This window comes from Cytobacillus massiliigabonensis (assembly GCF_900199725.1).
Lineage (GTDB): Bacteria > Bacillota > Bacilli > Bacillales > Cytobacillaceae > Cytobacillus > Cytobacillus massiliigabonensis.
The window spans coordinates 490,484-492,983 of sequence record NZ_LT904903.1 but is presented as its reverse complement, the minus strand read 5'-3'; the positions used below and the strand labels follow the sequence as shown (position 1 = coordinate 492,983).

The 2,500-nt window shown below is 51.6% G+C and carries 1 rRNA gene and 3 other annotated features (1 of these 4 only partly in view); the gene reads right to left on the bottom strand.

What is annotated here, in order from left to right:
- Positions 1 to 831: ribosomal RNA gene (locus C1726_RS08605) — 23S ribosomal RNA — on the bottom strand (it extends 2,103 nt beyond the left edge of the window).
- 335 nt (positions 832 to 1,166) lie between these two features.
- Positions 1,167 to 2,141 (bottom strand) — a sequence feature (most likely nonfunctional fraction of RNA operon).
- 11 nt (positions 2,142 to 2,152) lie between these two features.
- Positions 2,153 to 2,295, bottom strand: a sequence feature (16S ribosomal RNA rRNA prediction is too short).
- 53 nt (positions 2,296 to 2,348) lie between these two features.
- Positions 2,349 to 2,498 (bottom strand) — a sequence feature (16S ribosomal RNA rRNA prediction is too short).
- Positions 2,499 to 2,500: the final 2 nt, after the last annotated feature.

Genomic DNA, 2,500 nt, shown 5'->3' with positions numbered 1-2,500 from the left:
AATTTCTCCGCTACCCACACCTCATCCCCGCACTTTTCAACGTGCGTGGGTTCGGTCCTCCATTCAGTGTTACCTGAACTTCAACCTGGACATGGGTAGATCACCTGGTTTCGGGTCTACGACCACATACTCATTCGCCCTATTCAGACTCGCTTTCGCTGCGGCTCCGTCTATTCAACTTAACCTCGCATGTAATCGTAACTCGCCGGTTCATTCTACAAAAGGCACGCTATCACCCATTAACGGGCTCTAACTACTTGTAGGCACACGGTTTCAGGATCTCTTTCACTCCCCTTCCGGGGTGCTTTTCACCTTTCCCTCACGGTACTGGTTCACTATCGGTCACTAGGGAGTATTTAGCCTTGGGAGATGGTCCTCCCTGCTTCCGACGGGATTTCTCGTGTCCCGCCGTACTCAGGATCCACTCTGGAGGGAACGAAGTTTCAACTACAGGGCTTTTACCTTCTCTGGCCGGCCTTTCCAGACCTGTTCATTTACCTCGTTCCTTTGTAACTCCGTGTAGAGTGTCCTACAACCCCAAGAGGCAAGCCTCTTGGTTTGGGCTAATCCCGTTTCGCTCGCCGCTACTCAGGGAATCGCGTTTGCTTTCTCTTCCTCCGGGTACTTAGATGTTTCAGTTCCCCGGGTCTGCCTTCATTACCCTATGTATTCAGGTAAAGATTCTATCCCATTACGGATAGAGGGTTCCCCCATTCGGAAATCTCCGGATCAAAGCTTACTTACAGCTCCCCGAAGCATATCGGTGTTAGTCCCGTCCTTCATCGGCTCCTAGTGCCTAGGCATTCACCGTGCGCCCTTTCTAACTTAACCTACTTCGGTCAACAATCAGCTGCGTATTTCTGCGTCAACTCATTCGTCAACATCCTCACGTGCCAACTACGCACGTTCCGGTGTTTCCTCAATCGTTTCCTTGAACTACTTGCTTCTTGTTGCCCTCATGGTTTGTGCTCTTATTTCGTTTTAAAATTAAAACTTTCATAAGAGAAAACTAAGATGGCGATTACTCGGTTATTCTTCTTTATATACATTATCTAGTTTTCAAAGAACAAACTTATATGAGAGAATTGCTCTCTCAAAACTGAACGAACAATGAAACGTCTTTTAATGAAGTTAGACTTCATTTCATCCTTAGAAAGGAGGTGATCCAGCCGCACCTTCCGATACGGCTACCTTGTTACGACTTCACCCCAATCATCTGTCCCACCTTAGGCGGCTGGCTCCTTGCGGTTACCCCACCGACTTCGGGTGTTACAAACTCTCGTGGTGTGACGGGCGGTGTGTACAAGGCCCGGGAACGTATTCACCGCGGCATGCTGATCCGCGATTACTAGCGATTCCGGCTTCATGCAGGCGAGTTGCAGCCTGCAATCCGAACTGAGAATGGTTTTATGGGATTGGCTAAACCTCGCGGTCTTGCAGCCCTTTGTACCATCCATTGTAGCACGTGTGTAGCCCAGGTCATAAGGGGCATGATGATTTGACGTCATCCCCACCTTCCTCCGGTTTGTCACCGGCAGTCACCTTAGAGTGCCCAACTGAATGCTGGCAACTAAGATCAAGGGTTGCGCTCGTTGCGGGACTTAACCCAACATCTCACGACACGAGCTGACGACAACCATGCACCACCTGTCACTCTGTCCCCCGAAGGGGAAAGTCCTATCTCTAGGATTGTCAGAGGATGTCAAGACCTGGTAAGGTTCTTCGCGTTGCTTCGAATTAAACCACATGCTCCACCGCTTGTGCGGGCCCCCGTCAATTCCTTTGAGTTTCAGCCTTGCGGCCGTACTCCCCAGGCGGAGTGCTTAATGCGTTTGCTGCAGCACTAAAGGGCGGAAACCCTCTAACACTTAGCACTCATCGTTTACGGCGTGGACTACCAGGGTATCTAATCCTGTTCGCTCCCCACGCTTTCGCGCCTCAGCGTCAGTTACAGACCAGAGAGTCGCCTTCGCCACTGGTGTTCCTCCACATCTCTACGCATTTCACCGCTACACGTGGAATTCCACTCTCCTCTTCTGCACTCAAGTCTCCCAGTTTCCAATGACCCTCCCCGGTTGAGCCGGGGGCTTTCACATCAGACTTAAAAGACCGCCTGCGCGCGCTTTACGCCCAATAATTCCGGACAACGCTTGCCACCTACGTATTACCGCGGCTGCTGGCACGTAGTTAGCCGTGGCTTTCTGGTTAGGTACCGTCAAGGTACCGCCCTATTCGAACGGTACTTGTTCTTCCCTAACAACAGAGTTTTACGATCCGAAAACCTTCATCACTCACGCGGCGTTGCTCCGTCAGACTTTCGTCCATTGCGGAAGATTCCCTACTGCTGCCTCCCGTAGGAGTCTGGGCCGTGTCTCAGTCCCAGTGTGGCCGATCACCCTCTCAGGTCGGCTACGCATCGTCGCCTTGGTGAGCCGTTACCTCACCAACTAGCTAATGCGCCGCGGGCCCATCTGTAAGTGATAGCCGGAGCCATCTTTCA